This is a genomic window from Prochlorococcus marinus str. NATL2A, from assembly GCF_000012465.1.
GTDB lineage: Bacteria > Cyanobacteriota > Cyanobacteriia > PCC-6307 > Cyanobiaceae > Prochlorococcus_B > Prochlorococcus_B marinus_B.
The window spans coordinates 966,862-993,626 of sequence record NC_007335.2; the positions used below are offsets into that span (position 1 = coordinate 966,862).

Annotated in this window: 44 protein-coding genes and 1 pseudogene; 29 read left to right on the forward strand and 16 right to left on the reverse strand. The window is 34.9% G+C overall.

The genetic code is table 11. The annotated features are described in order from the left end of the window. Positions 1–94: 94 nt before the first annotated feature. Positions 95–202 carry a high light inducible protein gene (locus tag PMN2A_RS05175; RefSeq protein ID WP_011294533.1) on the reverse strand — a complete coding sequence of 36 codons (108 nt, stop codon included), beginning with the start codon at positions 200–202 and terminating at the stop codon, positions 95–97. A 165-nt stretch (positions 203–367) separates the two neighbouring features. Between PMN2A_RS05175 and PMN2A_RS10550 the strand changes: the two genes are divergently transcribed. The 3 genes from PMN2A_RS10550 (at position 368) to PMN2A_RS10560 (ending at position 969) form a co-directional block, all read left to right on the forward strand. Then, positions 368–544, forward strand: a complete 177-nt coding sequence (locus PMN2A_RS10550) for a hypothetical protein (protein WP_011295188.1) — start codon at positions 368–370, stop codon at positions 542–544. A 2-nt stretch (positions 545–546) separates the two neighbouring features. After that, positions 547–723, forward strand: a complete 177-nt coding sequence (locus PMN2A_RS10555) for a hypothetical protein (RefSeq protein ID WP_011294980.1) — start codon at positions 547–549, stop codon at positions 721–723. 108 nt (positions 724–831) lie between these two features. Then, positions 832–969: a hypothetical protein gene (locus tag PMN2A_RS10560; protein ID WP_011294966.1), complete on the forward strand. Its 138-nt coding sequence runs from the start codon at positions 832–834 to the stop codon at positions 967–969. Between the two features lie 225 nt (positions 970–1,194). On the opposite strand, the gene PMN2A_RS10565 is transcribed toward PMN2A_RS10560, so the two are convergent. Further along, positions 1,195–1,353: a hypothetical protein gene (locus PMN2A_RS10565; RefSeq protein ID WP_011823803.1), complete on the reverse strand. Its 159-nt coding sequence runs from the start codon at positions 1,351–1,353 to the stop codon at positions 1,195–1,197. Positions 1,354–1,476: 123 nt separating this feature from the next. Then, positions 1,477–1,683 carry a hypothetical protein gene (locus tag PMN2A_RS05185; protein WP_011295167.1) on the reverse strand — a complete coding sequence of 69 codons (207 nt, stop codon included), beginning with the start codon at positions 1,681–1,683 and terminating at the stop codon, positions 1,477–1,479. Positions 1,684–2,088: 405 nt separating this feature from the next. On the opposite strand from PMN2A_RS05185, the gene PMN2A_RS05190 reads away from it, so the two are divergent. The 3 genes from PMN2A_RS05190 to PMN2A_RS05200 all read left to right on the forward strand — a co-directional run bounded on the left by PMN2A_RS05190 (position 2,089) and on the right by PMN2A_RS05200 (position 4,688). Beyond that, positions 2,089–2,721 carry a Crp/Fnr family transcriptional regulator gene (locus PMN2A_RS05190; protein ID WP_011294534.1) on the forward strand — a complete coding sequence of 211 codons (633 nt, stop codon included), beginning with the start codon at positions 2,089–2,091 and terminating at the stop codon, positions 2,719–2,721. An 86-nt stretch (positions 2,722–2,807) separates the two neighbouring features. Continuing rightward, the gene (locus PMN2A_RS05195) at positions 2,808–3,545 is read left to right on the forward strand and encodes a response regulator transcription factor (protein WP_011294535.1); all 738 of its coding nucleotides are present in this window, start codon (positions 2,808–2,810) and stop codon (positions 3,543–3,545) included. Positions 3,546–3,554: 9 nt separating this feature from the next. Then, positions 3,555–4,688, forward strand: coding sequence for a PAS domain-containing sensor histidine kinase (locus PMN2A_RS05200; protein WP_011294536.1), 1,134 nt, complete (start codon positions 3,555–3,557; stop codon positions 4,686–4,688). Here PMN2A_RS05200 and PMN2A_RS05205 read toward each other — a convergent pair. The 3 genes from PMN2A_RS05205 to PMN2A_RS05215 form a co-directional block, all read right to left on the reverse strand. After that, a complete protein-coding gene (locus PMN2A_RS05205; protein WP_052041185.1) occupies positions 4,685–5,029 on the reverse strand; it encodes a hypothetical protein in 345 nt (114 codons plus the stop codon). The two genes, PMN2A_RS05200 and PMN2A_RS05205, sit on opposite strands and share 4 nt — an antisense overlap. An 82-nt stretch (positions 5,030–5,111) precedes the next feature. Next, the gene (locus PMN2A_RS05210; protein ID WP_011294538.1) at positions 5,112–7,376 is read right to left on the reverse strand and encodes an esterase-like activity of phytase family protein; all 2,265 of its coding nucleotides are present in this window, start codon (positions 7,374–7,376) and stop codon (positions 5,112–5,114) included. Between the two features lie 161 nt (positions 7,377–7,537). Next, positions 7,538–8,524, reverse strand: coding sequence for a hypothetical protein (locus PMN2A_RS05215; RefSeq protein ID WP_011294539.1), 987 nt, complete (start codon positions 8,522–8,524; stop codon positions 7,538–7,540). A gap of 313 nt (positions 8,525–8,837) precedes the next feature. Between PMN2A_RS05215 and pstS the strand changes: the two genes are divergently transcribed. The 3 genes from pstS to PMN2A_RS05230 all read left to right on the forward strand — a co-directional run bounded on the left by pstS (position 8,838) and on the right by PMN2A_RS05230 (position 10,577). Beyond that, positions 8,838–9,809, forward strand: a complete 972-nt coding sequence (gene pstS / locus PMN2A_RS05220) for a phosphate ABC transporter substrate-binding protein PstS (RefSeq protein ID WP_011294540.1) — start codon at positions 8,838–8,840, stop codon at positions 9,807–9,809. Positions 9,810–9,913: 104 nt separating this feature from the next. Next, positions 9,914–10,111, forward strand: a complete 198-nt coding sequence (locus tag PMN2A_RS05225) for a hypothetical protein (protein WP_011294986.1) — start codon at positions 9,914–9,916, stop codon at positions 10,109–10,111. A 100-nt stretch (positions 10,112–10,211) separates the two neighbouring features. Next, positions 10,212–10,577: a hypothetical protein gene (locus PMN2A_RS05230; RefSeq protein WP_011294541.1), complete on the forward strand. Its 366-nt coding sequence runs from the start codon at positions 10,212–10,214 to the stop codon at positions 10,575–10,577. Here the strand turns inward: PMN2A_RS05230 and chrA are convergent. Genes chrA through PMN2A_RS05245 form a run of 3 tightly spaced genes read right to left on the reverse strand, consistent with a single transcriptional unit; the run spans position 10,566 to position 14,154 of the window. Next, positions 10,566–11,798 (reverse strand): chromate efflux transporter, encoded by a 1,233-nt coding sequence (gene chrA, locus PMN2A_RS05235; RefSeq protein ID WP_225866282.1) that lies wholly within the window; start codon positions 11,796–11,798, stop codon positions 10,566–10,568. The genes PMN2A_RS05230 and chrA overlap by 12 nt on opposite strands. Before the next feature lie 57 nt (positions 11,799–11,855). Then, a complete protein-coding gene (arsJ, locus tag PMN2A_RS05240; protein ID WP_011294543.1) occupies positions 11,856–13,118 on the reverse strand; it encodes an organoarsenical effux MFS transporter ArsJ in 1,263 nt (420 codons plus the stop codon). 10 nt (positions 13,119–13,128) lie between these two features. Next, positions 13,129–14,154, reverse strand: a complete 1,026-nt coding sequence (locus PMN2A_RS05245) for an ArsJ-associated glyceraldehyde-3-phosphate dehydrogenase (RefSeq protein ID WP_011294544.1) — start codon at positions 14,152–14,154, stop codon at positions 13,129–13,131. 117 nt (positions 14,155–14,271) lie between these two features. Here PMN2A_RS05245 and PMN2A_RS05250 point away from each other — a divergent pair, with 117 nt between their 5' ends. From PMN2A_RS05250 to PMN2A_RS05285, 8 genes and pseudogenes are all read left to right on the forward strand, one after another. Beyond that, the gene (locus tag PMN2A_RS05250; protein ID WP_011294545.1) at positions 14,272–14,595 is read left to right on the forward strand and encodes an ArsR/SmtB family transcription factor; all 324 of its coding nucleotides are present in this window, start codon (positions 14,272–14,274) and stop codon (positions 14,593–14,595) included. 152 nt (positions 14,596–14,747) lie between these two features. Then, a complete protein-coding gene (gene arsB, locus PMN2A_RS05255; RefSeq protein WP_011294546.1) occupies positions 14,748–15,776 on the forward strand; it encodes an ACR3 family arsenite efflux transporter in 1,029 nt (342 codons plus the stop codon). Positions 15,777–15,966: 190 nt separating this feature from the next. After that, positions 15,967–16,257, forward strand: a pseudogene (locus PMN2A_RS05260) (DUF3804 family protein). Between the two features lie 480 nt (positions 16,258–16,737). Then, positions 16,738–17,013 (forward strand): DUF1651 domain-containing protein, encoded by a 276-nt coding sequence (locus PMN2A_RS05265; protein WP_011294548.1) that lies wholly within the window; start codon positions 16,738–16,740, stop codon positions 17,011–17,013. Between the two features lie 367 nt (positions 17,014–17,380). After that, on the forward strand, positions 17,381–17,902 hold the full coding sequence (locus PMN2A_RS05270; protein WP_011294549.1) for a DUF411 domain-containing protein: 522 nt from the start codon (positions 17,381–17,383) through the stop codon (positions 17,900–17,902). 23 nt (positions 17,903–17,925) lie between these two features. After that, on the forward strand, positions 17,926–18,150 hold the full coding sequence (locus tag PMN2A_RS10925; RefSeq protein ID WP_225866283.1) for a DUF3721 domain-containing protein: 225 nt from the start codon (positions 17,926–17,928) through the stop codon (positions 18,148–18,150). Between the two features lie 2 nt (positions 18,151–18,152). Beyond that, entirely contained in the window at positions 18,153–18,419 is a 267-nt protein-coding gene (locus PMN2A_RS05280; protein WP_011294551.1) for a hypothetical protein, read from the forward strand. Positions 18,420–18,545: 126 nt separating this feature from the next. Beyond that, on the forward strand, positions 18,546–18,824 hold the full coding sequence (locus tag PMN2A_RS05285; RefSeq protein ID WP_041710981.1) for a hypothetical protein: 279 nt from the start codon (positions 18,546–18,548) through the stop codon (positions 18,822–18,824). A gap of 39 nt (positions 18,825–18,863) precedes the next feature. On the opposite strand, the gene PMN2A_RS10570 is transcribed toward PMN2A_RS05285, so the two are convergent. Both PMN2A_RS10570 and PMN2A_RS05290 read right to left on the reverse strand, forming a co-directional pair. Next, positions 18,864–19,016, reverse strand: a complete 153-nt coding sequence (locus tag PMN2A_RS10570; protein ID WP_156095767.1) for a hypothetical protein — start codon at positions 19,014–19,016, stop codon at positions 18,864–18,866. 214 nt (positions 19,017–19,230) lie between these two features. Next, a complete protein-coding gene (locus PMN2A_RS05290) occupies positions 19,231–19,482 on the reverse strand; it encodes a hypothetical protein (RefSeq protein WP_011823820.1) in 252 nt (83 codons plus the stop codon). 234 nt (positions 19,483–19,716) lie between these two features. Between PMN2A_RS05290 and PMN2A_RS11000 the strand changes: the two genes are divergently transcribed. Both PMN2A_RS11000 and PMN2A_RS11005 read left to right on the forward strand, forming a co-directional pair. After that, complete coding sequence (locus PMN2A_RS11000; RefSeq protein WP_011295021.1) at positions 19,717–19,851, forward strand: hypothetical protein; 135 nt, start codon at positions 19,717–19,719, stop codon at positions 19,849–19,851. A 7-nt stretch (positions 19,852–19,858) separates the two neighbouring features. Next, a complete protein-coding gene (locus tag PMN2A_RS11005) occupies positions 19,859–19,990 on the forward strand; it encodes a hypothetical protein (protein WP_263892330.1) in 132 nt (43 codons plus the stop codon). A gap of 148 nt (positions 19,991–20,138) precedes the next feature. Here the strand turns inward: PMN2A_RS11005 and PMN2A_RS05295 are convergent, their stop codons facing one another. The 3 genes from PMN2A_RS05295 to PMN2A_RS10580 form a co-directional block, all read right to left on the reverse strand. Next, positions 20,139–20,492, reverse strand: a complete 354-nt coding sequence (locus tag PMN2A_RS05295; protein WP_049752691.1) for a hypothetical protein — start codon at positions 20,490–20,492, stop codon at positions 20,139–20,141. A gap of 134 nt (positions 20,493–20,626) precedes the next feature. Beyond that, positions 20,627–20,794 (reverse strand): hypothetical protein, encoded by a 168-nt coding sequence (locus PMN2A_RS10575; RefSeq protein WP_187146469.1) that lies wholly within the window; start codon positions 20,792–20,794, stop codon positions 20,627–20,629. Positions 20,795–20,922: 128 nt separating this feature from the next. Further along, a complete protein-coding gene (locus PMN2A_RS10580; RefSeq protein ID WP_011295160.1) occupies positions 20,923–21,060 on the reverse strand; it encodes a hypothetical protein in 138 nt (45 codons plus the stop codon). A 432-nt stretch (positions 21,061–21,492) separates the two neighbouring features. Here PMN2A_RS10580 and PMN2A_RS05305 point away from each other — a divergent pair, with 432 nt between their 5' ends. The 9 genes from PMN2A_RS05305 (at position 21,493) to PMN2A_RS05335 (ending at position 25,504) form a co-directional block, all read left to right on the forward strand. Beyond that, entirely contained in the window at positions 21,493–21,723 is a 231-nt protein-coding gene (locus tag PMN2A_RS05305; RefSeq protein WP_011294554.1) for a TIGR02450 family Trp-rich protein, read from the forward strand. Positions 21,724–22,440: 717 nt separating this feature from the next. After that, on the forward strand, positions 22,441–22,635 hold the full coding sequence (locus PMN2A_RS05310) for a hypothetical protein (protein WP_011294555.1): 195 nt from the start codon (positions 22,441–22,443) through the stop codon (positions 22,633–22,635). Further along, positions 22,636–22,812, forward strand: a complete 177-nt coding sequence (locus PMN2A_RS10585) for a hypothetical protein (protein ID WP_011294556.1) — start codon at positions 22,636–22,638, stop codon at positions 22,810–22,812. Positions 22,813–22,845: 33 nt separating this feature from the next. Next, positions 22,846–22,980, forward strand: coding sequence for a hypothetical protein (locus PMN2A_RS11010; protein WP_011294994.1), 135 nt, complete (start codon positions 22,846–22,848; stop codon positions 22,978–22,980). Between the two features lie 129 nt (positions 22,981–23,109). Next, positions 23,110–23,355, forward strand: coding sequence for a hypothetical protein (locus PMN2A_RS05315; protein ID WP_011294557.1), 246 nt, complete (start codon positions 23,110–23,112; stop codon positions 23,353–23,355). A 70-nt stretch (positions 23,356–23,425) separates the two neighbouring features. Further along, the gene (locus PMN2A_RS05320; RefSeq protein ID WP_011294558.1) at positions 23,426–23,836 is read left to right on the forward strand and encodes a hypothetical protein; all 411 of its coding nucleotides are present in this window, start codon (positions 23,426–23,428) and stop codon (positions 23,834–23,836) included. A gap of 87 nt (positions 23,837–23,923) precedes the next feature. Then, on the forward strand, positions 23,924–24,265 hold the full coding sequence (locus PMN2A_RS05325; RefSeq protein ID WP_011294559.1) for a DUF1330 domain-containing protein: 342 nt from the start codon (positions 23,924–23,926) through the stop codon (positions 24,263–24,265). 93 nt (positions 24,266–24,358) lie between these two features. Further along, positions 24,359–25,207 (forward strand): LOG family protein, encoded by an 849-nt coding sequence (locus PMN2A_RS05330; protein ID WP_011294560.1) that lies wholly within the window; start codon positions 24,359–24,361, stop codon positions 25,205–25,207. Between the two features lie 15 nt (positions 25,208–25,222). Then, on the forward strand, positions 25,223–25,504 hold the full coding sequence (locus PMN2A_RS05335; RefSeq protein WP_011294561.1) for a hypothetical protein: 282 nt from the start codon (positions 25,223–25,225) through the stop codon (positions 25,502–25,504). On the opposite strand, the gene PMN2A_RS05340 is transcribed toward PMN2A_RS05335, so the two are convergent. After that, positions 25,481–25,891 (reverse strand): MAPEG family protein, encoded by a 411-nt coding sequence (locus tag PMN2A_RS05340; protein ID WP_036904254.1) that lies wholly within the window; start codon positions 25,889–25,891, stop codon positions 25,481–25,483. The two genes, PMN2A_RS05335 and PMN2A_RS05340, sit on opposite strands and share 24 nt — an antisense overlap. A gap of 383 nt (positions 25,892–26,274) precedes the next feature. Here PMN2A_RS05340 and PMN2A_RS05345 point away from each other — a divergent pair, with 383 nt between their 5' ends. Continuing rightward, the gene (locus tag PMN2A_RS05345) at positions 26,275–26,472 is read left to right on the forward strand and encodes a hypothetical protein (protein ID WP_225866284.1); all 198 of its coding nucleotides are present in this window, start codon (positions 26,275–26,277) and stop codon (positions 26,470–26,472) included. A gap of 12 nt (positions 26,473–26,484) precedes the next feature. On the opposite strand, the gene PMN2A_RS05350 is transcribed toward PMN2A_RS05345, so the two are convergent. After that, positions 26,485–26,745, reverse strand: coding sequence for a hypothetical protein (locus tag PMN2A_RS05350; protein WP_011294564.1), 261 nt, complete (start codon positions 26,743–26,745; stop codon positions 26,485–26,487). Positions 26,746–26,765 lie beyond the last annotated feature (20 nt).

Consider the following 26,765-nt stretch of genomic DNA (forward strand, 5'->3'; position numbering starts at 1 on the left):
ATTCCTGTTGGATCAACAGATTGACCTTCTGATTGATTATCAGTTGGATCTATTGATTGATCAGAAACTGGATTACTAGAAGTCATATAAGAACCTAAAAAATACCTGGAATGATTTGACCTGTTGTTGCGTAAGCACCGAAAGCAGCAATAAAGCCGATCATTGCCATCCAACCATTAAACTTTTCTGCTTCTGGAGTCACGAGATTAAACTCAAATAATGGCCATGAATGTAAAGGAAAAGTAAAGGAATGTAAAGGGGGCACCCGTACACAGCAAAAGTTATCAGGGGTATTAGCTGAAGCAATATTTTTTATCCACGGTCTAAATAACAATTCCACTAACTTTGTTGAACTTAATTCAACTAGATGGATTTAATACCAGGTGTAGTTCTTTTCTTTGGAGCCATTGGAACTGTGGCTTTACTTGGTTGGGATACTTTCCAAAATCGTAAGCCAATTACTAAAGCTGAAATGCAGCAGTCTCGTGGAACTAGAGCAGCTAAGCCACAACAAAAGAGAAGAGGATTATTTAACAGAGGATAATTATGGGTGAAATTCAAACATACGCTTCAAACTCAGGAGATTTTAATTTCCTTTTCGTTCTAATCATTGTTGGGACTTATCTTCTTTATGAGGTTGGAAAGGCAATAATGGACAACAACGATGATGATGACATGGATGGAGGAATGACGATGCGTGTAGCAGATGGAGCACAGGCCTGAATTGACTACCAAAATAATATGTACTAATTGACAACAAAAATTTGTCGTCTCTAAACAAGTTCAAGGGTGAATTGAATATATAATTAGTCATCTATTTAATTAAAAATTTTGAGCGAAGAAAATATCAAAAGAAAAATAGATGCTTTATTAAAAGAACTTCAGGAGAAAACAGGAGTTTCGGATGAAGAGATGGACGAATTTAAAAAAATTATGGAACTAGCAGATTTTTCTCAAGACCAAGAATAATTTTGGTATAAGTCGGGTTGAATGAAGGTTTAGCGAGATGCGAGTTTTGACCAAATAAGCAGTACCAACACGTTAAACAATGCATATCCAATAGCAATTTGAATTTGGTAAAAATAACCAACAATCGAAGAGGATCCCAAAATAATCAAACTAGTAATAAAAATATCTCTTGAAAAATTCACCTAAAAAAATCAAGCACTATAAATATTCAGATTGAAAATGAAATCATGAAAGTCTTATTTGATTTTCAATCGAATAAGCATTGCTTGTGCAGGCCTCATTGCCTGTAACTTGAGAAACAGCAATAACGAGAAGGCTTAGAGAACCAACTGCTAAAGAAATTGTTCTAATAGCACTGGCTTTCTTAGAGATTTTCTTGCTCATATAAATAATATAATTATTAAGAATCCTAAGCTTCAAGAATGCAAGTTAAGTACAAGTTAAGGAAAAGAAACCAAACCTTAACCTTAATGCGTTGGCAAAAATTTACATGAAGAGAGTCTGACGTTACCAGTAGCAATAAGTAGCAGTAATGATACTTACAACAGGTTTTGGAAATTTAATTGGGATCTCTTCAAAATTTAGGGCAAGCCAATCACGACAAATCTCATTTTCTATTTGTACATTAGAAATTAAATTTTTATTTAATACATCTTCTTTAGAGTTGTCAACCAAATTATTTGTCCAAAGGATGAGAGTTAAAATCAATGGCATTCTATTAATCTCCTAGATGAAAATTACATAATTTTTAATCAAGAAAGATATGATCCGTTGTTTGACTTCCTTCTAAATAATCTATTGAACTAAAAAGTGCCAAAGAAGTAGTTAGTAAAACAACAAGGCAAAAAGATGTGAAGTATAGGTATAAATAGCTTAATGATAATTCACCACTAATTATCACAATAAAAAAAATGATTTAAATCTATGATAATTTAAATTCCCTTATAATTGATTATGAAGGAGTTAAGATATGGTTATAATATTTAAAGAAGTTTAACGCAATATATCTAAGTTAACGTAATTATAATCATATGTTAAACAGTATTTAAGCTTAAATAAACTTTGCCTTTATTTGACAAGTTAAATAGATGCTAGGTTTAGGAAAATTTTTATAAGCTGATGACTTCATCTTTTCAGGAATCCCTGTCCGAAGAAAGTCAGTTTTATGTAGAAATTTTAGAAAATATGTATCATTCAAATCATATTGTTAATATTCCTTCAGGAGAAAAAGTATCACTAAGCAAAAGTTATCTTTGGTTAGTTGTAAGAGGTGTCATAAAAATACAAACTTTAACTCTAGATGGAGAACTATCAATACTAGGTTTGGTGAGCAGGGATGAGGTCTTTGGCCAGCCATTATCTATATCGAATCCATATGAAGCATATGCATTGGGCAACTGTGATCTTTTACCAATTTCATTAATTGAGATCGAACAAAACCCAACCTTATCTATATCCATATTTAATGCTCTCAGGAAAACTTATCAGCAAACTGAAATGCTTTTGTCAATCAAGGCAATCCGAGGAATGGAAGACAGAATTAAGTCCTTGTTTTTATTTTTAGCAGAGAGATATGGACGAGATTATAAAGATGGAATTGTCATAGATATTCGCCTTACACATCAGGAAATAGCTAATTTATTAACAACAACTAGAGTTACAGTTACAAGAATAATGAGTGGTTTGAAAGAATCAAAATTTTTAATCCTAGAAAGAAGCAAATATGTATTAAAGAAGCACTCAACTATATAAGTTTTTTTTAATGATCAGCTCACTTCATTCAATTTTCTTATAAATCAACTATAATTGATATAATCAAAAATGTTAGCTTAACCTCTGTGACCAGTCGTGTCTCTGACAAGATATCCAAGGCTAAAAGACTACTTATCGTTGAAGACGATAAGAGCATTCGCGAAACGCTCAATGAAGCTCTTGTTGCAGAGGGTTACCAAGTCGAGGCTTGCAAGACTGGTGATGAAGCTGAGGCTAGAGTTTTCTCTCAGTTCGACACACGTAAAAAGATTGATTTAATTGTTTTAGACTTAATGTTACCCAACCTGAATGGAATAGAGCTTTGTAGAAGAGTCCGAAAAAACAATATAAAAACACCTATTCTTATTGTCAGCGCAAAAGACAGTGAATCTGATCGTGTATTGGGATTAGAAGTTGGAGCTGACGATTATTTGATAAAGCCTTTTGGCTTAAATGAACTAATTGCAAGGTGTCGAGCAATTCTCAGAAGATCTGAAACTAATCATGAGAAAGCTCAAGATTCTTCCCAAGTCCTTAGCTACAAAAATATATCCTTATACAGACAGGAATACAGGGTCACAAAAAACAGTAAGGAAATAAATCTTGCCCCTAAGGAATACAAAATCATGGAATTGTTCCTGCAGAATCCAAAGCGGGTGTGGAGTCGTGATCAACTTTTAGAACAAATTTGGGGGATTGATTATGTGGGGGATTCTAAAACTGTAGATGTACATATTAGGTGGATTAGAGAAAAAATAGAGGATGATGCATCGGATCCAGACTATATAAGAACCGTTAGAGGTTTTGGCTACAAATTTGGGTAAAGGCGAATTATGCTAAAAAAAATATTAAAAAAGCTACTCAAATTCATAAAAAAGATTCTCAGCATTAGAGGAGTTGGAACGACCATAAGAAATGTTAGAAAGTGGCCTAAACGTCAACAATTTGTAGATGTCTCTCAAATCCTAAATTGGGTCGATGATATTAATCAGGGTTGGATAATTATTACGTCTAAGAATAAAATCCTGTTTATCAATAAGCAAGCAAAGAAATTATTGTCAATTAAAAAGGATTCAAAAATATTAGGGAAATCCCTCTTTAAACTTGAAATCCCAGATGAGATAAAGAGAGAAATTCAAAAGCTTAATAGGGCAAAGACATTTAAAAGTATTCCTTATTTCTTTCATGAAAAAGAACTTGAAATTTCATTAATGCCTGGCTCAAAATCCACTACGCTTATACTTTTAACTAATAAGAGGTCTTTAGATTATCAACGTCAACTACAAGAGAGAATGTTAGGGGATGCCGCTCATGAATTAAAAACTCCATTAACTGCACTCATGTTGCTTGGAGATAGATTGGAGGATTTGGTCAAGAAAAAAGATAGACCATTAATAAAGAGATTAAGAAAAGAAATTTTAAGACTAAAGTTGATGGTGAATGATTTACTGGAGTTGTCCAGATTGGTCAATTCATCCTCAGTTCAGGAAGAATTGACAAAAACAATTAATATGGAAGAAATTGTACTCAGTTCATGGAATACCCTTAAGCCGCTCGCAGATAAGAAAAAATTAAATTTAGTTAATACATCGAAAACTAATTCTTTAATAGAGGGTAATTCTGAGAAATTATATAGGGTTGTTTTTAATTTGCTTGATAACGCAATTAGATATTCTCCTGATTCAGCTAACATCAATACTCAAATTCATGAAGATGAAAAACATCTAATTTTAAGTATCAAAGATGAAGGGCCAGGATTAAGTAAAGATGATCTGAAAAATATGTTTCAACGTTTTTATAGAGGTGATCCATCTAGGTATAAAAATAAACGTATAGGTAGTGGTTTAGGTCTCTCAATAGCTCAACAAATAGTTGTTAATCACAAAGGGGCTATTGAAGCTTCTAATGATACTAATGGTGGTACTTTGATGAAAATCAAATTACCTCTACAAAAACAGATTGTTTAGTAAATATCTGGACAGTTTTTTCTTGCTATAAGTCGTTTCAAGTCTCGAACAGCATCACCAGTTAATAGATAACTACCATCATTTTCTTCATACCAATAGGTTTGTCTTTTACCAATTGCAGACCAGAATCTATCTGGGAGTGATGGCATATAAAAATCAACAAACGCTGAAACACCGTATTCATTTTCAGACCTCATATCATCACATGCCTTATTCATTTCTTCTACATTATGTATGTAGTATCTTGCTGCTTGCCAAAAGTATTTATCCTCTGCTTTTGATGTTTCTAGCAAACAAAAGAATAGATAACTAAAAATAGCTAAAAGATATTTTCTCTTCATGAATTTAAATACATCGAATTTAATGGATAAAAAAAAAGGGTACAACATCTATATGCTGTACCCTAAATGTTAGTAGATTGATTTAAAGCTTTCCTATATTTAGGAATAATGTTTCTCCAGTTGATTTTTTTGAAGTTCCATCATTGTCAGTTGATATGTAAGCGGTACCATCTTTTTTGATAGCTAGGCCTTCAACTTTTTCAAGAATAAATCCACCTGTTGAAGTTAGATCTGATCTCAAATCCTTAACGAACTCTTTCTTAACCAATGGATATAGAATTGGTGTAGAAGTATCATTCGAAATTGGATCAGGATTAATATCAGAAACTTTGATACGGAAAATAGACTTTAATTTAGCCTTTGCTCCGTAATTGCTATCTCTTTCAATTGCATAAAGATATCCGTCATGATGAGTCAATTCGGAAATTCCTACGCCACCTTTTCTACCTTGCTTTTCGAATACATAGTTAACGGCTCCCCATTCATTGCTTTCTAAGTTGTAAGTAACAATTTTTGTTGTATTAAATGGATCATCCGCCCATGGCTTTTGTTGTGCCATGTAAAGAGTATCTCCAACTTTTGCTATTCCTTCAAAGCCAGCTTTCGTTTGATATTGAATAAGGGAATAGGGTACATCTATTTTTTCAAGAATTTCACCATCTGAGCTGATGTGATAAACAGCAGCTGGAGCTTGTTCTATCCCCGGACCACCTTTCTCTTTGAATCCTTCTGTGGAAACATAAAAACCACCTTTACCATCAAGTGTAATTCCCTCCATATCCAAAAATGGAGCAGTCTTTCCTTTTAACTTGATGTCTATAGCAGTATCAAGTATGGCAGGGCTGTAATTTGTATCGATCACATAAATTCTTGGCTGTGACGAAAATGTGCTGTCGTTAACGGCATAAATCTTTCCATCGCCTCCGTCAACCATTCCGCTAATCGATCCCCAACTAACAAAGTCATATCCACCTTCATTAGTGATGTGTGGATAAATTGCATCTGCCTTTTGGAGCTCGTAAGTCATTACATGTGAAGCCAAGCCAGGTTCTTTCTTGTTGTAATCTTTTTCGTTAGAAGATGCGATTAAACCACGATTAGGAATTGCGACAAATCCTTCTGGTCCAATACCAGATGGTAATAGTTGAAGGAGTGTTGGCTGACTTAAATCTGATACATCATATACAGCTACAACTCCAGCTCTTTCAGCTCCTACAAACATATAAGGAGTACCTTTGATTTTCGCATAAGTCACTGATTCAGGTTCTACTCCTTTCTTTCCAGCACGATCGTCTTGAAAATGACCAATTTGTGCAATAGCTCTTTCTAGTCTGTTTCCATCTTCATAAACAACAGAACCATCTTTATTCCAAATCGTCCAAGATCTAGAACCTCCTCTTTTTGCCTGACCTTCTTTCTTTAACTTGTAATCTCCCTCGTTAGCTGTCGCAAAATGATCGTTATCAATCCAAGTTAGTCCGTCTGGTTCACGTCTAACGTTTTTTAGCTTTTTCTTGAATGTATGTGCTCCATCTTTTTTAGTATCCATTCCTGCCATTTGACTTACTAGACCTGCTGAAAAATGGGAGATAACTTCACCTTTTTTATTTAGTACCACCAAGTGATTATTTTCTTGCAGTGAAACAACTGTTTCACCTTTTTTATTAATCGTTAGAAATTCTGGCTCAGGGTCACTTGGTGCTATTTCAGAAAGACCAGAGACATCTGCGAAGAACATTGAATCACAATCAAGATCTCCTCCTTTTAGCTTTACAAAAGCAACATTACCTGCAGGCATTTGTGGAATTACACCATCATTAAATTCTTCATCTCTTTCATTCTCAATCGCAACTGCGATAAATTTTCCACTTGGGGCAATTGCGACACTGTCAGGTTGTCCACCAACGTTGCATTCTTTGGACTTAATACCTGTTTTTAGATCGTATGAGGTTATTGATCCTGATGGATTTGTGTAGCTTTCAGATGTATTAATACCTACAAAGATTTTACCTTTACGCTCCATCACTGATGTTGGTTCTGCATCTAACTCGATAATCCCTTCACCTTTAGGATCTGAAGGATCTGTAATATCTATTATTCCTAGAACACCAAGATCACTATCAGTGTAGATAAGTGTTTTTCCATCCTTAGTTGCTGTGATGGTCTCTGCAGATGTTTTAGTTGTGGACTTTACACCAGATGGAAGATTCCTATTGATAGCAAAAGAAGAAACTCTGTTGAAATTCTTATTTGAAGCATCCCGCCAACCTGCAAGACTTGATGTGCTTGAGGAGGCTAAGAGAGCTAGCACTGCTGAGCCACATGCTAGTACAACCCTTTTTTTCATTGAGTAAAATTCAGTCACCTATTGTTTAGCTGACAGAAGTTAAGAGAAAAACTTTTTAAGTTAAAAAAAAGGTTAGCAAAAAGTTAAGAAACATTTATCAACTATGCATAAAAAAAAGACCCCTAATGTAGGGGCCTTTTTGAAAAGTTTAAGTAAGAAGTTTAGAACTTGTACTTAACGTTAAGAGCTGCGCCAGATAGATCCTCTCCACCTACACCAGCATCTTCTGATGTCCAGATCATTGGTGTGATCTTAACGCCATCAGCAATCTTGTAGTCATACCATGCTTCGTATGTAAGCTTCTCATCAGTTCCCTTTTGAGTTCCTACGCCTACGCCAAGTGTACCTGGGCCTGCATCAGCTTCTACACCAACAACCCAGTTTTCATCTTCTTCACCCTTTTCAGGATCCATTGAATCAAAATAAGCACTTACGGTAACAGGGATTGATTCTGGCTGGAAATAGGCACCAATACCGTATGCAGTGTATGTATCACTGCTGTCACTGTATGTAAATGTTCCGCCAAAACCATCTCCATCAAAACCAAGCTGAGCAGTTACATAGTCTTCAGTATCGTCACCAAAGATTCCCTTACTTGCATCATCACCATCAGCAGCTGTCATGTTAAGAGAAGCATTCCAGCCATTATCTCCTGCATAAGCGATAGTTGCACCTGTTCCGCCTTCACCGGCAAGAGCATAGTATCCATCAGCTGCTAATAGAACTGGCTCACCATAGACAGATGTAGTACCAGCAAGACCTTGATCTCCATCCATCTTTGGTCCGATACTTATTGTTAAGTCTTCGGCAAGAGGGAATTGGTAATAAAGATCAGTAAGAGTTGGGGTTTTACCGCCGCCCTTACTGCTTTGAGGATCGATTCCACCAGCTAAGGTTTTACCACTTCCAATTTCAAATTTTCCAACAAGCTTGTCTTCACCAGTAAAACTAGTAGTAGCTTTCCACTTCATTTCATATGAAGAATGAAGCTCGTCTCCATCTGCTGAATCTGCATTAGAACCAACAGTGAAATTTACACTGCTTTTTAATTTTGTAGTTGGGCTAAATGCAGTATCTGCATTAACAGCAACAGGAGCCATAAGGCCTAATGCTGCAGGAGCTATTAATAAGCTCTTAAAAAATTTCATCGTGTCCTCACACAAGATAAAAAGGTAATGGATTTAACATCCAAACGAAACTTATAAGATGTACGTTCAGGAATGACTAAAGTTAGGTAATGGTTTGGTTAAGGTTTAACGAAGTAAAAATTAATTTTTTTTTAGAGTAAAAATCGTAATTTTGAAATTTATTTCGTTTTAAAAAATGCAAATTAATCTTGGTTAATCGAAAGGTTAAGAACACACCAAGGAAAATTGATGAATTGCTAATTTGAATTTGAAATAAAAATAATTAGATCAATTAAATGCTATGAAATAAGAGCCAGTTTTTTTATTAGGCCTCATGACCTTCGCCAAGAAGGCCCTCATCTTTACTTCTTTGCTTGCAGTGGGCGCAGGCATGTCCGCAACTGCAGCTAGTCGTCTTAGTGGAGCAGGTGCATCCTTCCCCGCTAAAATCTACACTCGTTGGTTTTCCGATTTAGCAAAAGAGGGTGGACCTCGTGTTAACTATCAAGCTGTTGGTTCAGGTTCTGGCCGTAAAGCATTCATTGATCAAACCGTAAACTTCGGTGCTTCTGATGATCCAATGAAAGCAAAGGATATTGCAAAAGTTACTCGTGGATTAGTTCAAATCCCAATGGTTGGAGGCACAATTGCCTTTGGCTACAACTACGATTGCGACCTTAAACTTACTCAAGAGCAAGCTGTTCGCGTTGCTATGGGTAAAATCTCTAATTGGAAAGAAGTTGGTTGTCCAGCAGGAAAAATGACATGGGCACATCGCTCTGATGGTTCCGGTACAACCAAGGCTTTCTCAAACTCCATGCAAGCTTTCTCTAAGACATGGAATTTAGGAACAGGTAAATCTATTGCTTGGCCTGCTGGTGTTGGTGGAAAAGGTAACGCAGGTGTTGCAGGCGTAATTCGTAATACTCCTGGTGCAATTGGTTATGTCAACCAGTCATACATTAAAGGAGAAATCAAGGCTGCCGCTCTTCAAAACTTATCTGGAGAGTATTTAAAGCCATCTACTGAGTCAGGAGCTAAAGCTCTTAATGGAATTACGTTAGATGAAAATTTAGCAGGTAAAAACCCCAACCCAAAAGCTAAGGGTGCATACCCAATCGCTACGTTGACATGGATTCTTGCTTATGAAAAAGGCAATGGTAGAAATACTAAAGCCATTCAAAAGTCACTTAACTACTTGCTAAGTGATAAAGCTCAGGCTAAGGCTCCTTCTCTTGGATTCGTACCTCTTAAAGGTGAGATTCTTAAAAAATCACGTGCTGCCGTAAAGCGTATTGGTAAATAAATTAAACTCATGATCTTAAAAGGAGGCATTAGCCTCCTTTTTTTATTGTCTATTTTTTGCTTGCTAGTAGCTTCTTAACTTAAGCTTAAAAAAAGCTCTTTAAAATGAAAAAAAAAGTATCAATGAATAATTGGAAGGAAATAGTTGGATCACCCATCTGGTGGGTTCCAGTTTCACTACTAGTTTTATTTATTTCGATTGAGGGCTTACATCTCGCAGAGCATGGTAAAAACTGCAAAACAAAAGCAGCTTGGATGAATGAAGCTGGTCTTGAATATGATCGAGAGTCAGAGGTTAGATGATTATTTCATTTAACAGTTATTTGAACGAATTTTTAAAATCTTTTTCTTAAATTAAACTTAAAAACAATTTGATAATCTTACTTTAGATATAAGAAAAAAAATGAAACGATTGCTTCTACTTTCTCCGTTATTTCTTTTCTTATTAACGGGTTGTCCAGAAAAAGATGAAATTAAAAATATGAATCAAACAGAGCTAGAGAAATTGGATCAATGTATTAATGATAAAAAAGCTAAAGGTTTGTCTATTTTAGAATGTGGAAATGATTTAAAAAAATCCACTGATTCCACATCAACTCCATCAACTAAAACTGAAGTTAAAGAAAAGAAAGCAAGTTCTACAAAGTCAAAAACAAAACTCAAAACAAAGGTGCCCACTCAATCAAAGACAGAATTAGATAAAATTGATGAATGTATCAATAGGATGAAAGCGAAAAAATTACCCTATTTTAAATGTCTACAAAAATAAGATTTGGATTGCCATCCCTACAGCAATAGATATGGCAACTAATTTATAAGGCTTTATGGATTGTTTAAAACTAATGATTAGACTTATAAAAAACAATAGACTATAAATACAAGTTTGAAAGATATCTTTGCCAACGATAACCTTACCCGTCATAGGTATAACTACAGCAAGAATTGCACCAGGTATGCCTGATAACACTCCATTAATATAGTTATCTATCATTACTTTATTTTTGATTCTTTTTATTAAAGGTTCTCCTAAAAGAATAAATATAAAACTTGGTAAAAATATCGCGAATGTTGAGATGAGGGAGAAAAATGTTCCTAAAAGAATAGTTCCTCCTTTTGCTCCAACTTGAAAGCCTATAAATGCACTTGAAAGAACCACTGGCCCTGGAGAGAGTTGACCGATAGCTATAGCATCAATAAAACTACGACTATCTAACCAACCCATCTCAATTACTTGGGTTTGAAGGAGTGGAACAATTACTAACCCTCCACCAAAAACCAGTAAACCTGCTTTAAAGAATACATAAAATAACTTCAAAGAGTTCGATAATAAATTGCCTATATCCTCTCGAAATATTGGAGCCGTTAAAAAACTTGGAAAACAAAATGAATTTAGATCGACATAAGAATGCTCTAAGCCAGAAGGAACAAAGAAAAAGCTCAGGAATCCCTTAGAATTACTTTGATAGATTCCGAAAATTCCAGCCAACAATAAAAGCAATGTGATTGGAAGATGAAGTGAAGTTGATCGATCAATAATTGACCCAATAAATACAAAACTAGCCGTTGTCCATTGCCATACTTGACTACGATTTTTTAATAGGTTTAAAGCAAACCCCCAAATTATTGAAATTACGATTATTTGAGGAATAGACAAAAAAACTGAAAAATCATCAATTGATTGTCCTTGTCTCCAAAGTTGACTCAAAAGTAAAATGATGAAAAATCCAGGCAATAAAAAACATATCCCACTTATTAATCCTCCATAAAAACCCTTTATCTTTGTCCCTAAAAAGATGGCTAATTGACTTGATGTCGGCCCAGGTAGTATTTCGCAAATACCCAATCCTTCGTCAAACTCTTGCTCGGAAACCCAATTCCTTTGAATGATGATCTCGTCTTTAAACATTGCAATATGCGCATATGGGCCGCCAAAACTAAAGACTCCTATTTTCAGAAAAGTTGAACTTAGTTCAGAAAATGTTGGGCTCACTATCACTAAAAAAATATCCTATTGAAAAAGATAAGGTAATCTTTTGGTATAAGAATATTAGGCTTTTTCAAAAGCTATAGCACTTGAAACTGGTGGTAGTCGTAAACTAGTCAACAATGAGATAAATACAAATAGGCTTGAACACCATAAACATAGTTGCATTCCTATAGAGGCATTAGCTCCAAGCATGAATAAAACTCCTGATAGGAGAGTACCAATCAGTCTTCCTGCCGCATTTGCCATATAATAAAAGCCTACGTTTAGACTTACGTTTTCCTTATCCGTATAAGCAAGAACCATATATGAATGTATCGATGAGTTCATTGCAAAAATGAATCCAAATAGTATCAATCCAGCTGTAATTGCTATTTCTGGATTGCTTTGTCGCCATAGTGCTATTGCTATTAGCGCAGGTATCGCAGTTAAGACAGCACTCCAAAATTGAACAGAAGAAACTCCTGGACTTGTTTTATTTCCCCATAAATTTCTTAAAGACGGCGCAAACGCTTGAATAAAACCATAACCAATAACCCACAATCCTAGAAAAGCTCCAATCTCAGAAAAATTCCAATTTAAATACGTTTCAAGAAAAACAGGAAGTGCTACGACGAACCATACATCTCTTGCTCCAAAGAGAAAAAAACGTGCAAAAGAAAGGACGTTGATCCCTTGAGATTTAGAGAATAAGTCTTTAAAGATGGGTTTGCTTTTCATCTTTCCAATATCTCCAGGCAAAATCAATGTCAATAAAAACGAAACACCTAATCCGATTGCCATTAATTCAACTGCTTTATTAAATCCAAAACTTGTAAGCAAAAGTCCACCAAGAAAGAAGCCAACTCCTTTTAGTGCATTTTTTGAACCAGTTAAGATAGCTACCCATTTAAATAATTGATTATTTCCACCATCTTCTTCTGAGGAGTCTGGAACGACAGTTTTGATGGCACTTTTAGCACTCATCTTATTGAGATCTTTTGCTATACCACTAATCGCTTGAGCAACCATGACATAAATAACACTCAAAAGTTTCGACCAACCACTGGAAACGGGTATCAACATCAATAAGGCACCGATTTGCAAAAGAGTCCCGACCCATAGTGTTAGACGTAATCCATACCTTGCTCCTATCCATCCACCATAGAGATTAGTAATAACGCCAAAGAACTCATAAAAAAGGAATAAGAATGCGATTTCTAATGTTGTATATCCAAGGCTATGAAAGTGAAAAATCACTAGCATTCTCAGAGCACCATCTGTCAGTGTGAATGCCCAATAGTTGGTCGTTACGATTCCATATTGTTGCAAAGCCGATAATCGCATGTTCTTATTTTTAATCCTTTTCAAGATTTATGACATGGCAAACGAGATCTGCCATTCGACAGCTATAACCCCATTCATTGTCATACCAAATATAGACTTTCAATTGAGTTTTATTGATCACCATGGTTGATGGCGCATCTATGATTGAGCTCCTTGAGTCATTGACATAATCAATTGAGACAAGTGGTTTTTCTTCGTAACCAAGTATTCCTTTTAGCTCTCCTTCTGAAGCTTCTTTGAACACATGATTAACTTCTTCTTGCGTGACCTCTTTCTCTAATTCAAATACAGCATCAGTTAAAGATCCATTGAGGAGAGGAACTCGAACTGCATGGCCATTTAATTTTCCTTGTAATTCTGGGAATATCATCCCTATCGCTTTTGCTGATCCTGTTGTTGTTGGAATTAAGCTTTGTGATCCGCTCCTTGCTCTTCTTAAATCTGATTTAAAAGAATCAACGATTACCTGTGTATTTGTTAAATCATGAAGTGTTGTGATGCTTCCATGCTTTATACCAAAAGCTTGATTAACAACTTTCACAACGGGAGCTAAGCAATTAGTTGTGCAGGATGCAGCTGTTACTAAGCGATGTTTATTGGGCTCATATAAATCATGATTAATACCGTAGACGATATTTAGAGTATCCTCTCCCTGGATGGATCCTTTTACTGGACATGCAACGACAACTCTTTTCATCCCAAGAGTATCAAAATAAGGATTTAATGTTTGAGGAGTTTTGAATTTTCCTGAGCATTCGAGAATTAGCTCTGTGCCTTTTTCATTCCATGGCACTTTTGTGTAATCACTTTCTTGAGAAAAAGATATTGGCTGACCTTCAATACTCAGGTTGTTTTGGTCGTTGCTTATTGCTTTGTTCCAACGACCATGAACTGAGTCATATTCAAGTAAATGCGCAGCTCCCTTTGCATCACCAAATGGATCGTTGATATGCGAAATCTCGATATTTTCCCTATCCCAGAGTGCTCTAAGAACAAGTCGTCCTATACGACCAAAACCATTAATACCAATGCGCATAAAACTCCGCAACAGGGCACATACATAGCATATATCAAGAATGGTTGATGCATCAATCATTCTTGATTGGCTTTGGAAATTATTGTATTATGAGAAAATATTTTTACTCTTTTGTCTGTGAGTTCAGCGGTTGACAGCGAAATTGTTTCAGACAAGACAAAGAAACTGCTAAAAGCTCTTTCAGAGCCACTTAGACTTCAAATCATTGAGGCTTTATCTTCAGGCGAAAAATGTGTATGTGATCTTATTGAAGAGATGGGACTTGCTCAGTCAAAAATATCGTTTCATTTAAAAGTCTTGAAAGATGCTGAATTGATAATTGATAGGCATAGCGGAAGATGGGTTTATTATCACTTAAATATCGAAGCTCTAAACTCTTTGCAAAATTGGATTGTTCTTCTCAAGGAGAACTCTCAACGGTCTACAAAAGATTGTTGCTAGGATTTCTATTATTAATTTTATTTTTTAAATATAGAAACTATATTTAACATTGAACTTAATGCAAAAATATCTAAATTAATTTCAAATAGTTATTATCATAAACAAACTTCATATGCTGTTGTTTACAGTAGTATTAACTTTAGAATTTGTGAATGTCTTTAATAGATCGATACCTAAGTTATTTTATCGCTGTTTCTATGATTCTAGGGGTCTCTATTGGATCTATCTTTCCTAATTTTTCTAATTATATTTCCTCTTTAGAACTAACAGGTATCAATCTACCTATAGCTTTTTTGATATGGGGAATGATAATTCCGATGATGTTATCAATAAATTTTAATTCTATTATCAAAATCAAGGATAGGCCACAGGCGATTTTGATTACGATAATAGTGAATTGGTTAATCAAACCAATACTTATGACAGGTATAGCTATATTATTTATAAATAATATATTTTCCTCTTGGATTGATGCTGCTAAAGCTTCAGAATATATTTCTGGGATGATTCTATTAGGAGTTGCTCCTTGCACTGCAATGGTTTTTGTCTGGAGTAATCTTGTTAAAGGGAACTCTAACTATACTTTGGTCCAGGTTATTATTAATGATCTTATTTTATTATTTGCTTTTGCACCTATTGCTTCTTTCTTGCTTGGTGTTAATCAAATCAAAATACCCTTATGGACTATATTTAACTCTGTTTTAATTTATGTATTTATACCGCTTTTATTCTGCTTATTGATCAAAAAAATTGTTAATGATGCAGCAAAAATTTATACGATAAATAATTTTTTGAAGCCAATTTCTGGGATTTGCTTGGTTTTAACTGTTTTATTTTTATTTTTAGTACAAGCTAGTGAGGTTATCAATAACCCATTCCAAATCTTATTAATAGCTATCCCTTTAATCATTCAGACCTTTTTGATCTTTTTTATTACAGCAATTCTTTTGAGAATATTTAATCAAGAAAAATCAATAGCAGGTCCAGCTTCAATGATTGGGGCTTCCAATTTCTTTGAATTAGCTGTTGCTATCGCAATAAGCCTTTTTGGTGTTAATTCAGGTGCCGCAACTGCGACGGTTGTAGGTGTTTTAGTTGAAGTGCCGGTAATGCTATCTTTGGTTGGCATTGTTAACAATAATGATTATTTATTTCCTACTCGAGCTAAAAGCTTTCGCTGATTTAGCTTTTCTGATTTGCTCAAATAAATCAAATAAAACATCATGATTATTCGAATTGTGAGATGCTCTAGTGAAATACATAAAAAACACTGTCCTCAGATTCACTGCAACTAGAAGCACTTATTCAAGGTTTTACTGATAGAGGGCTCAAAACAAGACATATTTACCAGCTAACACTACAAATGATTTCTTGGCTATCAGGCCAAGTGGTAATCCCATAACCGCAGAGGGTCTTGCAGGAATGTATGACAGTGCCGATTTGGTTATTGAGCTCTCCGAATAAGTAAAGATTCATCGATTAGAAGCTAATTCTGATTGGGGCTTTGCTGCATTCACCTTGAAAGAAGAATTTAACTACAAAGGTGAGCGAAATAATGATTTATCTAGTTATTCATTGATTTTTAAGAAAATAGATGGCACTTGGAAAATTTCCTGGATGCAAAGATCACAAGGAACTACAGACCTCTCGACTTGGAGTTAACCTATTTCCCAACGCCTGAAAGCGTTAATGTAATTTTTCTCAATTAGGTTAAGAATCAGGTTTAGATTGTTAACCAATTCTTGAAGACAACAAAGGAAAGATCGTTGTATAAATCAAATACAGAACGGAAGTACTCCTCGCACATCGTTCTGTATCAAAAGAGCATCCACTCAGTAAGCTGGGCAGGGTGCTTTTTTAATGTCTTATTTAAAAGTATGCACATGTGACAGTTAAGAGACTCATCTACTGATACTTGAGACATCTAGATTTTTCAAATAGTTTTAATTTGTGAGGAGTAGAGATCCTCCGCAGTGGAAACAAGGAAACACTTGCGCCTGATCTCACGAATAAACCGCCTTGTTCAGAACGGGCGGTTTTTTTGTTTTTAATTAGAAAAACTAATGATGTTTCTATAGGCACGTTTGATTCATTCAATATAGTTTTATCTTTTCAATGAGATAGGTATCATGCATAAGTTCTATGAAAGAACCAAAAAGAGAAGCATTGCCAATAGTTACAGGTTGGTTAGTTGCTCCAACAAGAGATTTCTGTTTGTTCTTTATTCGTGATCCCAAATCATCCGTAGGTTATCCAAGTGTGCTGAGTCAACTTTGGTATTGCACTATCGAAGGAAGTCCAACAAAGTTAAAAAATACAAGACGAATAGATTTGAATAGTGCAGAAGAAACTTGGAGAGAGCTAATTAGCAATGGTTGGGAATTAGTTGAAGATCAAATTAATGATGATGCTGCCTAAATATGATTGGCGACTCTTAATACAAACGCCTAACATATTGCGACCTAATATCTAATTATTAGCTAGTAAAAACAAGCAAAGAGAGCCGGACTTCCCGTAGTAACGACTCTTCCTTGCTTGGCTTGGTGACCACTGCTTAGATTGGTACCTTGCATTTTGATTATGGGTAAGGAAGATTAATTAATGGATAATCAATACTTAATTCATAGTTAAGCTAGCGTAATACTGGGTTTGTACGGATAATAGAAAGTGGTTTTATTGAGAATCTTTTAATGGCAATAAAGAGCAGTTTGATTTTGTTTGACGCAATTTAAAAAAAATTTAATTAGAGTATTAATATATTAGAAGGTAAAAATTCTTTATCTGCATGGAATCTAAGAAATTATTTTCTAGGAAGAATTTACTCAATTCTCTTGCTTTCTCTGGTGTTCTTTTCGTAAATACATTGAACCCTCAAGGGATTAGTGCTGAAAGTCAAAAAAGCATAGATATTCCTAAAGTTGTTTCTTACAGATCAGCATCATGCGGTTGTTGCAAGAAATGGGTTAACCATCTACGCGATAATGGATTAGAAGTTGTTGATAACGTTATTGAAGATGTCTCAGCAATAAAGAAACAATATAAAATTCCCAATAATTTAAGATCATGCCACTCTGCTCAAATAGGTGAGTACACGATTGAAGGACATGTGCCGATTGAATCAATCAAAAAACTTTTCAAAGAGAAACCAAGTATCTCTGGGATAGCTGTTCCTGGTATGCCTCATGGTTCTCCTGGAATGGAATTACATTCACACGAATCACATTCTCACGATAATTATGAAAGTTATAAAGTAGTTTCATTTAGTAATAGTGGTAAAACAAAAATATTCGACAAAATTTCTCCCTAAGACAAGTACTAATTATGTTAATAATGAGTTTTGTTCTTAGGAAGTTAAAAATTCTCACTTTTTTCTTTTTCTTAACTCTTCCTTTCAATCTTTATTCTCAAGCTCATATGAAGGGTACATTTTATTCTGAGCAAGAAGCTGAAAAAGAATCATTTGAACTTGGTTGCATTGGAATACATAAAAATCAAGATAAATGGCTTCCATGTAAAAACGAAAAAGAGCTACATAAGAAACTTCGAGCGAATTAATAATGAAAAAACTATATTCAAGTCGGAAATGGCATAGAAGACTTGCAGTAATTCTTGCGGTTCCATTATTTTTAACTATTTCAAGTGGTTCTCTGTACCCCATTTTATTAGCTTTTGGTATAGATGCTTTTTGGTTGATCAAATTACATACCGGTAATTTTGGATTTATAAATTTGCAGTCTATTTATTCACCATTAACAGGACTGTCAACTTTGGTACTTCTTTGCACTGGAATCTCTTTATTGAAAAGACCTTCGAAAACAAACTAAAAAATTGTTAGCACAGCACAAAGCTATGCCCAAGCGCATGTAAAGGAGGTCACATTTAGTTTTGAAAAATTCTTGATAATGTCTATGGAGAACCAACAAGTTCTACGCTTTCGAATCACTAATACTATGGATGACACAACCAATAGGTGGATTTCTATAAAAGAAAACCCATTGCAAAGCGCTCAATCAAAACGCTACCAAAAACAATTACCAACTGAGAAGTGGACACCCACTGATGATCACGCGATTGACATCATTAGTGATTATTTGATTTGTATTAGAGAAGATATGAACGCAATGATTGAAGAGCTTGGTTGTGATACAGAGTATGCCGCAGGTTTGCTAAGAGCTATCGCTGATGGATATGAAGACCTCAATTCAAATTCCGAGGACTATTCCAAATAATAGTGAATAAAAAAATAGACACCTTAGTTCAAACGTCTATCAATCATGCAATTGATTTTCTATTTCTAAGTTTATAGATGTAGGAGAAAAAGCATCAGCAGAGCCAGAGAAAGCTATTACAGCTAGGCTAACTGCACCAACAACTGTTGATAATGTTTTCAACTTTTTGGAAACTTTCGCTTTTTTTGACATGTGCTTGTGAAGTCGAACTTCTTAAAATTAATCTATTGTTAACTCTAAGATAAGAGAAAGTTAATAAATGGAAATGAAACCTTAACTTAAGCTAGAAAGAATAGTTTGCATAAAACGATCAGCAGAAGCTCTTTCTTCAGCTACAAGTTATTGGTATTAAAGTAGGAAACTTTTCTAAGCTTAGGGCTGACTATTCATCTACTTCCTTAAGAAATTAATTCGTATCGGCTACATTCTTAAAGAACTCACAATAAACCATTAAATCTGATTCTTTTTCTGTCTTCAGATTGAGTAATTCTATGGTTTTAGCAGTATCAATTCTATAGGCATACCAATCAAGACAAGTCTCTCTTTGTTTTTGTGTCGATGAAATGGGCTTTGCTTTATATGTACCTACTTCTGTTGAAGTCTTTGTACAAGCACTTATCAAAACAATAAATAAGATTAATAAAAATAAACGGGTCATCAATATTTAATCAGCCATCCATCAGAACATAGCACTCGTTTCATTAGCTTCAGGTATTAAAGATTACACAGGTTATTGAGATATTCTGATAAGTTAAAAATGGCTGGTGATTTGCGTGAACAGATTACCAGCTTGTAGCCTTACTACTTGCAATAGCTAAAAGTGGATAGGTGATTTCGACTACACGAAAAAATCTGAAAAAATGCTAGAAAATAACATAATTAAATTCTTATAATGAAACCACTTGCAGACAGTAATCATCTTCAACAAGTATTAGCTCAGATTCAATTAAACATAATCAGAACTAAAGATCAAAAGATGTCTGATCATCTCTGGTATCAGAAATCAATGTGTGATGGAGAAAAATAAAAAATTAATGAAGAAATTAAAAACAATATTTCCTTTTATCTCTGCTATTGGAGTTTTCTTTTTGGCTAGTAATTCACCTATGTGGAAACAAATGGTCGAAAATGAAATCAAATCTATCCCTGTAAAAGAATTTAAATAAAGATAGATTTTTAATTTAGAAATTTACGAGAGACCCAAGAAAGCGAGGAATTTATCTAGCGACAAGCTAAATAGTTATAGAACAAGGTTAAAAGCCCTTTATATGAGTCGCTACCGCTTCTATATCCAGTCAATTCAGATAAATCTTTTCATGTTTTTGCTCCAATAATTATTTTTCCGTTAATTTCCCATGAAGGAAATCCTTCTATTTTTTTATCAATGCATAATTGTGTTTGGCTATTTTTACCATCACGAGCGCATTCAACAACATTAAGTTCTTCATAAGCTTGTTTTCCAAATAACTCGCTTTGATAAAGGCAGTTTGGACACCAATAAGCTGAATACTTTACTACCCCTTGTTCAGTTAAGTGCTTTGCTAGATCAATTGATTGTTTTGTACTTTCAGTAGTAATTATGAGCTCTTTTTTGGTTCCAAGATGTCCACTAGTTACAACACTAGGTAATAATAGTAAGCCTATTAAAGGCAATAAAAGTCTTTTCAAAAAAAAACCAATTAAATTGTATCTTACATCAACTATCAAATAAAGACTGAATTAACTATCTAACAACTTCTGATTAATCTTTTTAATTATGCATTGATCTCAATAGAATTCCTTAAGTCCTCATAAAGTAGTTGTTATGAAAAGTAGAATATCAACAACTCATCAAGACAAAACCCTTCCGTTAACCATTCTCTAAACTCCTGACCTATAGCGCTCTGATCTTTACTATTTAGTTTATTTGATCTTTCCATTAATAAAGTCATTGATTCAGCTATCATCTCTTCCATATCAGGATAAGTCATTAGCAAACAGAATGAATGATTCTACAAACTTATTAGAATTAAAAAGGAATCACGTTAATTGTTCTAAGATGAAAATCCTTTTAAGAAGAAGTTAAGAGCTAAAAGCAGTCAAAAGAAATAAAAACTAGTTAATTGTTATTAGGCATGTGAAGCTCATCTTCAATATCTTTTTCACGATAAAGGTCTAATGTTGAATTTAATTCTGATAATAAAATAGATATTTTCTCTTTCTTGTATTGATCTTTAACCTGAGAAAGTTTTTTCATAAAAAATCTCTCTATGTTTAATATTATTTTAGTGGTTAGTACATTAATTTAAATGTCTTTATTAATACATCAGGAAAATGATTCTGGTTTAACAAAAAATCTATGTTTCAAGCATCAATCTGACTTTGTTTGAAGCAAGTGAAGCATGTATTAGAATAGATAAGATATTGCGTACAAGATTGAAAAAAAATAAGACAAAATTAGCATTTCTAATAATTGCCTTTTTGATTGCTACACCTATCTATATTAGTCAATACACAAGAATATATAATAATTCAAATGAAAGGGAAAAATTAACTGTCGATGGAATGTTTTTAGACTGACAAAAGAAATTTTTATAAAGTTCACTTAACTATGGAATTTTAATTAAATCATCCAAATCTAGTTTAAAATCATAAAACATGAAATGCGTTAAGAGAAGGAGAGAAAAAGATGAGATGGCCACCGAATGCAGCTTGGACCTCAGCCGTAAAAAGAGAAGGTTATCGACATTTTGAAGTTAAAAGCTATGGAGGCAAAAAAGATGAACGGTGGGTAGAACTATTTCCAGTTAACAACAACGAAATTCTTATAAAAGTTCCATGGTCGGAATTAAAAACATATTCAAAGTGGACGAGTGGATGGCTTCAGTTGCCAAAAGATGAAGATTGCGATGGCAACTAATCTCTAGAGAAAATAAAAAACAGATATTTAAGTAATTATTCCTACACGGCTGACAGTGGTTTGTTCTTATATTTTTTGAACTTCTCAGGACAACCTTCTTTTTATACTGAGCTTTAGAAGGTTGTTTCTTTGAATAAAAAACGTCAGTGCTCCTCCCCAGAAGCCAATCAATTGATGACCAATGCAATTGATTGCCTGACGTACACTCATCCTAAAATCTCCTTTTCTTTAATAGTTCTGTAGGACCGTACGTCTTAGGCAGGGAAACCGTAGAAAGAATAAAACTCTTTTAATTAGACATTTAAAAAGGGCCCGAGGGGGCCCTTTTTCTTTACCGATTCTTTGGAAGCTTCTGGATATTGGTGGCCTGGGGCCAAGTGTCTAGTAGAAAGGCTTTTTTACTCCGTTAGGGCACCTAAACGATGCAGAGGAGGTTCGACTGAATTGACGCACCTAAATCATTGATCCTTGTCGCATCAGACGAATAGCCTACTTATTTATTGAGAATGTTGGAGCAGGAACCAGAATTCAGTTCGCTTCTCTTAAATACTCAGGTGGAGTGTCGACCATCAATGGTGCCTCTGAGCTCAACAAACGTATCTTTGCTCTATTCGCACCTCAACGCAATCAGCCTTAATGCCCATTGCATTTCCACTACACCTGATCAAAAATAGTAAGTTTGGGGTCTAGCTAAGATCTAATCAATAAATCAAAAAAATGAATCAGACTCCAGAGAAAGAGAAGGGAATGAGCTTTATTAAAAAAGCTGGTAAATGGGCTCCATTAGTTGGAGGAGCATGGATTGTTCTGAATATTGTTGTTCCATTAGCTCTTCTTCGTATTCCTGCAGTCCAAAAATACTTAGTAGTACTTGAAGACATACTCCCTTTTGATATTCCAGGTATTGGTTAGATGGCAACAGAGATTATTTGTTTTTTCTTGCTTGGTATTGCAGCACTGCTTCTAAATGCTGGACTCGACGCTCAAGTTCTTCCACTCTTTTGGCTAATTCTTCCATTAGTAATCAAATTAAGTTTCGACAATATAACCAGAAAGAAAGCTCTCCTCATCAACAAAAAAACAAAATAAGGGCTAAGGTCGTGAAAAATTAGCCGAAAAGCTTTGAACGAGTTACAAGCATTGACGCTATCAGGAGCATTAGCTGTATTTGCTATCACCTGGCTATTTTTTGGTTTTGGGGATGATGATGATGATGGAGGCGGGATGATGAGACCTGTCAGACAAAATGCCGATTAAACATCAGTAGGGAATAAGGAAGAGAAAAGCCTCAATTTAGAGAAGACAATCCAAAAGGTATTTTTACAAGTCCTAAAGCTAATCAACCTTCTGATCAAGCATTAGCCTAAGTAATGAGAGCATGTGTATATGAAAAATTTTCTAATCAAATTAGTTTTATTCGTATTCATTGTTTTCTCTGGATTGAATAGTGCTGAGGCAGTAATACAAGGCTGGGTTCCACCAGAGGATTATGGAGAAGGAGACTCATATGAAATGGGAATGGAAACCGAAGAAGAAGCTATAGAGATGGAGTCACAAACTAAAGAGTTGAGTATGGAGGATATTTTTGGGGATGAACAAGTTTTTCCTTTTCCACCTGGCCTAGGCAATTAATCAAAACGCAAACATTCGCTTTAGTAAGGTAGATACAGATAACTATCTAACTTTTAAGTTTGTTGAACTAATGGCAGCAATAAAAAAAGACTCAGAGCCTCTAGATAACTTATCCAGTCAAGAGATAGAGGATATTGTCAGATCAAACGAAATTTTGGATCAAGAAAATGAAAGACTAATCAAAGAAGAAGAAATAGAGGCACAAAGATTCTCAAAGACAAAATCTACAAAAAGATTCCTTAGACGATTAAGAAGATCTCCACTTGAAGTGATAAATCGATCACTCTTTTTTGTATTCATTGGTAGTTTTATCTTCTCCTTTGTCTCTGTGTACTCAATCAACAAGTTGTGGTTTGTTTTTTATGTCATCAGTGCCTTCTCATGTGTTTTATACACTCCAAATAGACAAGCCCTAAAGGAACTAATTGCAGCATGGCCAAATATCGAAGATCTTTTAAAAAAAAGAAGTTTATGGAAATAAATTATTTAGACTTATAGACCATTGATGTGAAAATTATTTACTGAGGTAAGTCTCAACTATTCTAAATTCAAAATTGATTAAAAGGTAATGGATAAAAAAGGAGCCAAAGGGTACTGGATCTCAACGGCAAAAATTATTAATCAAGAATTATTTGATGAATATGTCGAAAAAGTTGGGCCATGGCTAAAAGAGAATGGTGGGAAGGTATTCGCGAAAGATACAGACCCAAGAGGAAAAGAAAAAACTGAAGATTCAAACCTTGCAGTCATTTGTGAATTTCCATCTATGCGAATAGCTGTAGATGCTTATGAGTCAAGTGAATATCAAGAACTTTCAAAGCTACGTAAAGCAGCCACCGTGAATGCAACGTTCACAATTATGGAAGGAATGGACGAGGCAACAAAACTTAGAAGAGCAATGGGAATGTAGATAATGGCATCAAACACCTCACTATTCATTTCATATAAATGAATGAATTGATCAAATAATTAATAGCATTAAAACATTAGGAGGCATATTCTGATGAGTTCACAAAATAGAAGTGACGATCAAGAGCTGGTCAGCAAAAACCTTGAATTAATTATTAGTTCGAGTAACTACCAATTAGCCCATGAAGATAGAGAGTTGCTCAATAGTGATGAAATGAGAGGAGTGCGAATGCTTCTAGAAATTAATAAACCAGAAAAAATCTTGGAAGAGCAGAATATCTTATCAACAATTATCGTCTTTGGAGGTGCAAGTTTATCTGATAAAAGCTCTATAGATCACAGAATTGAACTAGCAAAGAACTCTCTCGCTAAAGATCCACGCTCATCGAATTTAAAGAGAGAATTAACACGGCTAAAGAATCTACAATCAATCTCTCATTACTACGACTCTGCTAGAGAGTTCGCGAAGATTGTCTCCAGACAAAACCAAAAAGAGCATTGCAATTCACATGTAATTGTCACTGGTGGTGGTCCGGGGATTATGGAGGCTGCCAATCGAGGTGCTTTTGATGCGGACTGTAAATCAATAGGATTAAACATAAGTCTCCCAAACGAGCAACATCCCAATGCATATATCACCCCTGGGCTTTGCTTTAAATTTAATTATTTCGCCTTACGAAAATTTCATTTTGTGATGCGATCAGTTGCAGCTGTCTTTTTCCCTGGGGGATTTGGAACATTTGATGAACTATTCGAATTACTCACTCTTCGTCAAACAGGAATGAAAACAGAAATTCCAATTATTCTTTTTGGTCGAGATTATTGGTCGAAAGTGATCAACTTTCAATTCCTTTCAGATCACGGACTTATCTCAGATGAACACATGAAACTCTTTCAATACGCCGATAGTGCTTCAGAAGCATGGGACATAATCAAACAATAGTCCTATCATCGGGAAATGGATTGGAAGACATCACTAGATTGGTATTGCTCAGGTAACATTCTTGAAAAAGAAGATGTCGACCTTTTAGAGGAACACTATCAAGAGATAATCAATGAAAGCGATTCGAATTTCTCCCCAGAAATAGCTCCAAAACATATTTGTAACCAAACAAATATTCCAGAGGGAAGTTCTTGGATCACAGCAGTTGCAGTAATACTTGATCGATTAAATCCAGTAAAAACAGGTAAACCAAGAAGTTTATTAGTCGATCAATTAAGAAGAAAGCAAAGCAGTTAAACCCTCTTTATACAAAAGAGTTGAACATAAAAGACCCGAAGCCCAACAAAGTCCTCTAGCAGGAGGAATATCGCCAACATAAGCACCGATATAGATAAACCTCACAATTGGGTGAACCCACGCAGCTATTACGGCCACAGGGGACACAACACCGGCAATCAGACATAGCAAACATGCAGGAGCGTGAAGAGTGATACTCTCCCAGCAATTTTGATGACACCAGACAGCTCTTTTACCAAAATCAGGAAGTTCATCAAACAAGGCTCTTGGCGCACTCATATTCTCAGCTGAATAACCAGCCTTGACTCGGCCATACGTTAGTGGTCCAATTGAAATCAAGACAACAACGGCAGACAGGCATAGGCTCCAAGCAAAAGCTGTTTCCATGGAATTCATAAATATATTTTGAGCCTAAGTGAGGCAGATTCAAATTGCGGTTTAAAAGGTGTGTTGAAGATTGCTTTTAGAACAAGTTGTACAAACCAAGTTTTCAAAAAGATGATAAAAACACAATATTTAGTTCATAAACTTGTTATTCTCTAGGTGTCATAGAGACTTCAGCTCGACTAAAACATCCATTATTAAAATAATCCAACCATGGACTGGGATTCTGCAAAACAACATTGCACTGAGCGAAACTGGCAATGGTCATTGGAATTAATCAATCAGGCTCAAAAGGAGATGCAAGATTTAGAGACGAAGCTAAAAAAATGTGAGGATCAACAGAAAGCTAATCGTTTGTATAACGCGTGTAATTACTGATGGAAGAGATGAGCGCAACAATAGTTCCATTGGGTTCACTTGCTTTTTTATTTGCTGTGATATCAGTCCTTGTGTTCCTTAGGAAGGCTAGTATCGCAAGACAAGCTGATGCATCCATAAAAAATAGAATAGAAGCAAAAAGAAATGAAAAGTCAGAGACTCTTGAAGAACAAAAAAAACGTTTAGAACTTTTGCTTAAGAAATAAAAAGATACCAATTTACAAATTATCGTCGCTTATTTTGCCAATCCTTTTAATCGGATTAGATCCATCTCTATGATTTGCTGGATCAAATGGGAAATTTGTATCTGGTCCTAAAAGATCATCAATACTTTTTGAATCCATTGAACTTTGATCATTTTCAATATCAGCATCCATTGCCATTAAAACCGGCTGTGCTTCAACTGACTGGAAGCAAACACACATCACTACAAATAGAGACAGAAATAATCCAAAACAAGTTTTTATAACACTTTTCATAGAGAAGCAAAAAAATTAAC